This is a genomic window from Actinosynnema sp. NPDC023658 (assembly GCF_040639995.1).
GTDB lineage: Bacteria > Actinomycetota > Actinomycetes > Mycobacteriales > Pseudonocardiaceae > Actinosynnema.
The window spans coordinates 1-4,919 of sequence record NZ_JBFAAX010000429.1; the positions used below are offsets into that span (position 1 = coordinate 1).

Sequence of the window (4,919 nt, forward strand, 5' to 3'; positions counted from 1 at the left end):
GGGGTGGCCGCACAGGCGTTCGGCGGAATCCGGTCGCGCGGACGGCGTCCGGGGGCCGACACCGTGCCGTTCGCCCTGTGGTGCGCCGCCCGGCACCCCGACGACCTGGAGGCGGCCCTGTGGGCGACCGCGAGCGCCGGCGGTGACATCGACACGACGTGCGCCGTCGTGGGAGGCGTCCTGGGTGCCCGCACCGCCCCGCCCGCCGAGTGGGTGGCGCGCTGCGAACCCCTGCCGGGGGCGGATTAGACCGACGCGGTCGCGGGCTCGGTGTGCACGGTCACCGCGGCCAGGCGCGGGACGGCGCGCTTGAGGTGGCGCTCGACCTCGTGCGCGATGCGGTGACCCTGCTCGACGCTCAGGCCCGCGTCCACCGCGATGGCGAGTTCCGCGCGCAGCACGTGCCCGGTCCACCGCATCCGCACCCGGTCGGCCCGCACCACGCCGTCGACCCCGGCCGCGGCCCGCTCGGCCAGCTCCACCGACGCCGGGTCGACCGCGTCGAGCAGCCGGCCGAACACCTCGCCGGCCGCGTCGCGCAGCACGAACAGGATCGCGGCCGTCATGCCGAGTCCGACGAGCGGGTCGGCGGCCGGGAACCCCAGGGCCACGCCGATCCCGCCCAGCACCACGGCCAGCGACGTGAAGCCGTCCGTGCGGGCGTGCAGCCCGTCTGCGACCAGCGCGGCCGAGCCGATCTCCCGACCGACCCGCACCCGGTACCGCGCCACCAGCTCGTTGCCCAGGAACCCGACCACGCCGGCCGCCGCGACGACCCAGAGGTGCCGCACCGGCTGCGGGTCGAGCAGGCCGCGCACCGACTCGTACCCCGCGTACACCGCCGACGCGGCGATCACCAGCACGATCACCACGCCGGCCAGGTCTTCCGCGCGGCCTAGGCCGTAGGTGAACCGGCGGGACGCGGCACGCCTGCCCAGCACGAACGCGATGGCCAGCGGCACCGACGTGAGCGCGTCTGCGAAGTTGTGCACGGTGTCGCCCAGCAGCGCGACCGAGCCGGTGACCAGCACCAGCGCCGCCTGCGCCACCGCCGTCGCGAACAGCGCCACGAACGACACGACCAGGGCCCGCACACCCCGCCTGCTGCTCTCCAACGCGGTGTCGACCCGGTCCACCGAGCGGTGACCGTGCCCATGTCCGTGCCCGTGTCCGTGCCCTGAGCTCATCACGCCGGCAGCATACCTGCGCAGTCACGCAGATACGCAAGTAAGTAGGCTGTCCCCATGCACACCGCGCTGTCGGACTTCGACATGCCCAACGAGGAGCAGGTCCACCTGGCCGCCGAGTCGTTCCGGCTGCTGGCCGACCCGACCCGGATCAAGGTGCTCTGGGCGCTGCTCCAGGGCGAGTCCTCGGTGGCGTGCCTGGCCGAGCTGGCGGGCGCCGCGCCGACCGCGGTCAGCCAGCACCTGGCCAAGTTGCGCCTCGCCGGTCTGGTGAAGGGCCGCCGCGAGGGCACGTTCGTCTACTACTCCGCGGCCAACGACCACGTGAGAACCCTTCTGGCGCAAGCACTCTTCCACGCCGACCACGTCGACCGCGGCCTCCCGCCCGCCGCCGACGCCGAGCAGGAGGTCGCGCACCACAAACGCTCTCGGTGACCGTGCTTTTTCACTCGTACGCAGCAGTGCGAGGGGAATATCAGTGCAGCTCAACGGGTATATCTGAACCACCTTCACCTGGTTCGACGAGGAGCAGCGCATGGGCACCTCACCTACTTCCGACGGGAGGTCGTGATGGCACAGTCGCGGGATCTGATCGACATCACCAGCGGAGACCTCTTCCACCAACCCGTCCCCTACGGCCTGGTGTACCCGACGTGCACGGCGGACGGCGAAGCACCGCCCAGCCAGCGCGGCCGGACCTGGGAGCACCTCACCGCCTCCGGTCGCGTCCTCGAACCGGTATCCGCGTGAAGCGCGGCAGTTGTCCCCCGACGGGGCCGCAGGCAACCGCCTGCGGCCCCGTTCTCGTTGTGGGCCAGGGATAAGTCCCCGCTCCCGAAATACTCCTCTGTGGACAGTCAGGAGCCCGCGCGGGCGGGCGGGGCGGAGCCGGGTCGGTCGACCGACACCACCCCGCGGACCCCTCTCACGACCGGCACGTGGTCGAAGGCTCACCCGGCGTAGTGGAAAGCCGCGTGGGTGTCGGTGGTGATCGGTAGGCTTCGCGGTGCGGACCACAGCGGAGGAGGCCGAGTGACGGCGAGCGACGAGCCCCCACCCGGCGACCTGGCCAGGGCGATCGACGAGTCGGACTTCGCCTGGTCGCTCGTGCTGGTGGGCGAGGACCAGCGGGACAAGCTGGCCGCGCTCACCAGCGACCTGCTGGGCAAGCCGTCGACCGCGGGCGACGGCAAGCAGATCACCTCCGGCTACGCCTACTGGGGCATCGGGCCGACGATCGCCTGGGCGCACGCCTGCGCCGACCCGTTCTACCTGGTGATGAAGCAGAGCCTCGACTCGTTCACCCGCCGCTGGGCGCGGGTGCGCGGCCGGATCGGTGAGGGCTTCCACCACGTCAGCTTCGGCGTCGGCACCGGGCACAAGGACCGGCTGGTCCTGGAGCACCTGCTCGATCGCAACCCGGCGATGCTCTACCTGCCGGTGGACATGAGCTCGGAGATGCTGCGGCTGGGCACCCGCGAGGCCACGCACCGCGTCGGGCTGCGCGGTCACCGGGTGGTGCCGGTGCAGCTCGACTTCTCCATCACCGACAACCTGGACGAGCTGCGCGAGCTGGTGCACCGGCTGGTCGGTGACGAGCCGGTGCTGTACTCGCTGCTGGGCAACACGATGGCCAACTTCGACCGGGACGGGGAGCTGCTGGCGAACCTCACCGCGCTGGCCCGGCCGCAGGACCTGTTCCTGCTGGAGGTCGCCACCACCGAGGCGCTGAGCGACGAGCTGGCGCAGGACGCGGTCGAGGAGTACGCCCGCAGCCGCGCCTACCGCGAGTTCGTGACCAGCGCGTTGCTGCACAACACCGACCTGACGATCGACGTGGACGCGGTGCAGTTCCGCGGCGCGGTCGAGGGCGACCGGGCGCTGAGGGTGAAGGTCGTCTACCAGAACCTGACCGGCGCCGACATCCCGATGATGCTGCCGGACCGGACGCGGGTGCCGTTCCCCGACCAGGACACCATCCGCCTCTACCTGACCCGCAAGTACGCGCGGAAGGCGTTGGACGTGATCGTGCGCGAGGCCGGGATGCGCAAGGTCACCGGCACGCACTCGGACTTCGCCGCGCCGCGCTCGGTGCAGGGCTTCGGGATGGACCTGCTGCTGCTCGCGCCCGGCGACCAGCCGCCCGAGGCGAAGCCGGTCGACGACCTGGCCCGCGACATCTGGGCGAACTGACGCCGATGACCCGCATCGTGATCACGGCACTCACGTTCGGCGCGCTCGCGGTCGCGGTGGTGCTCGGCGTCATGTGGTTCGCCGTCTCGCCGCCCGGCGACCGGTGGGAACCGGCGGTGAACTCGTTCGCGCTGCTCGCGGGCATCACCGGCATCTTCGCCGAGCGGTGGGCGGCGCAGCGCGAGCAGCGCAACCAGGCGATCGGGTCGATCCGGCTGGAGATGGCGCGCAACCGGGAGGCGCTCGACAGCGAGGCGTTCAGCGCCTCCGGCCACCGCGGCAGGCGGCTGTACCCGCGGTTGGTGCAGTCGGCGGTGGACGCGGCGCTGTCGTCCGGCGCGCTCAGCCCGCACCGCGACGCCGAGCTGATCGACCTGCTGCACCGGTGGCGCACGGCGGTGGCCTCGGTGAACCGGCGGTTGGAGCTGACCGAGCTGCTGGTGTTCACCAGCGCGTCGGACGAGAAGGCCGAGCAGTTCCACGCGGCGCTGCACGGCACGGGGAGCTTCTTCCAAGGCGCGCGGAAGCTGCTGGACGAGACTCAGGCCTACCTGGAGGCGCGGGGCTAACCGGCGGCGAGCAGCTCGCCGTCGCCCGCCACCAGGTGCAGCTGGTCCACCCAGCGCGCCACGACGGCGGGGTCGGGCCGCGCCGGCCCGCGCAGCCTGGACAGCACGAACGGCGGCTCGGCGCTGTCGCTCTCCACCGCGACCGCCCAGCCGCGGCCCTCGTCCCACAGCAGCGCGACGTCCCGGTCCGCGAACCCGGGCAGGTGGCCGTCGAGCGCGAGGTAGGCGCCCAGGCGGCCGGCGTCGGACTGCACGCAGGAGCACTCCCCGCTCAGCCCGAGCGCCCGCGTCACCTGCGAGACGTAGGTGAGCACCGCGCGCACCGCGTTGTCGTCATCGAATTCCCAGTCCACCACGCACCACCGTCCCCGCCCCCGGAGTTGACGATCGCGTCGACCAGTCGACGCGATCCGGGGTAACCCGACCGTGGAGTTCCGAAACCCGAACGTCCGGATTGTTGGGCCGACCCCGCTCAGGGGCGGGGTGTGCGGACCGCGATGGCGGCGATGTCGTCCAGGTACTCGGCGGTGAAGCCGCCGGCGACGTTCTCCGCCTCCGCGATCACCACGGTCACGCCATCGACCAGGTCGGAGTCGTAGTTGAGCGCGGTGAACGGCACGTCGTTGATCCGCAGCAACGACCCGGACAGCGGCGTCAGGTCGCCGGTGCCGTGGATGTCCTCGACCCGCTTGAACTCGCGCGCCCGGTCGCGGTCGTCGAACTCGACCCACGCGACGAACACCACGGCGGTGCCGCCCTTGTCGTCGGTGACGGTGAACAGCATCCGGTCGAGCGCGACGCACGGCGCGGCCTTGAGCAGCTCCTGCACCTGGCCGAACGAGTGGGGCGCGCACTCGGTGTCGGCGCGGGCCGCCCGGTCCACCACGCGCAGACCGGTGTCACGCCAGACCTCGTCCGCGTCCCCGGGTGCGGCCAACCCGCCCGCACCCGCGGCGACCACGCCGACCAG

General features: G+C 72.3%; 8 protein-coding genes. 5 read left to right on the forward strand and 3 right to left on the reverse strand.

What is annotated here, in order from left to right:
• Nucleotides 1–249 (forward strand): ADP-ribosylglycohydrolase family protein (locus AB0G02_RS28110; RefSeq protein ID WP_360799491.1); only part of this gene is annotated, 249 nt, incomplete at its 5' end.
• Here AB0G02_RS28110 and AB0G02_RS28115 read toward each other — a convergent pair.
• Nucleotides 246–1,187, reverse strand: a complete 942-nt coding sequence (locus AB0G02_RS28115) for a cation diffusion facilitator family transporter (RefSeq protein WP_360799512.1) — start codon at nt 1,185–1,187, stop codon at nt 246–248. The two genes, AB0G02_RS28110 and AB0G02_RS28115, sit on opposite strands and share 4 nt — an antisense overlap.
• 57 nt (nt 1,188–1,244) lie before the next feature.
• Between AB0G02_RS28115 and AB0G02_RS28120 the strand changes: the two genes are divergently transcribed.
• The 4 genes from AB0G02_RS28120 to AB0G02_RS28135 all read left to right on the forward strand — a co-directional run bounded on the left by AB0G02_RS28120 (nt 1,245) and on the right by AB0G02_RS28135 (nt 3,949).
• Complete coding sequence (locus AB0G02_RS28120) at nt 1,245–1,622, forward strand: metalloregulator ArsR/SmtB family transcription factor (RefSeq protein WP_360799494.1); 378 nt, start codon at nt 1,245–1,247, stop codon at nt 1,620–1,622.
• Between the two features lie 135 nt (nt 1,623–1,757).
• Nucleotides 1,758–1,937, forward strand: a complete 180-nt coding sequence (locus AB0G02_RS28125; RefSeq protein WP_360799497.1) for a hypothetical protein — start codon at nt 1,758–1,760, stop codon at nt 1,935–1,937.
• 282 nt (nt 1,938–2,219) lie between these two features.
• Nucleotides 2,220–3,380, forward strand: coding sequence for an L-histidine N(alpha)-methyltransferase (locus AB0G02_RS28130; protein ID WP_360799500.1), 1,161 nt, complete (start codon nt 2,220–2,222; stop codon nt 3,378–3,380).
• Between the two features lie 5 nt (nt 3,381–3,385).
• The gene (locus tag AB0G02_RS28135) at nt 3,386–3,949 is read left to right on the forward strand and encodes a hypothetical protein (protein WP_360799503.1); all 564 of its coding nucleotides are present in this window, start codon (nt 3,386–3,388) and stop codon (nt 3,947–3,949) included.
• On the opposite strand, the gene AB0G02_RS28140 is transcribed toward AB0G02_RS28135, so the two are convergent.
• Both AB0G02_RS28140 and AB0G02_RS28145 read right to left on the reverse strand, forming a co-directional pair.
• A complete protein-coding gene (locus AB0G02_RS28140) occupies nt 3,946–4,302 on the reverse strand; it encodes a DUF6292 family protein (protein WP_360799506.1) in 357 nt (118 codons plus the stop codon). The genes AB0G02_RS28135 and AB0G02_RS28140 overlap by 4 nt on opposite strands.
• A 119-nt stretch (nt 4,303–4,421) precedes the next feature.
• A partial coding sequence (locus tag AB0G02_RS28145) for a hypothetical protein (RefSeq protein ID WP_360799509.1) occupies nt 4,422–4,919 on the reverse strand: 498 nt, incomplete at its 5' end.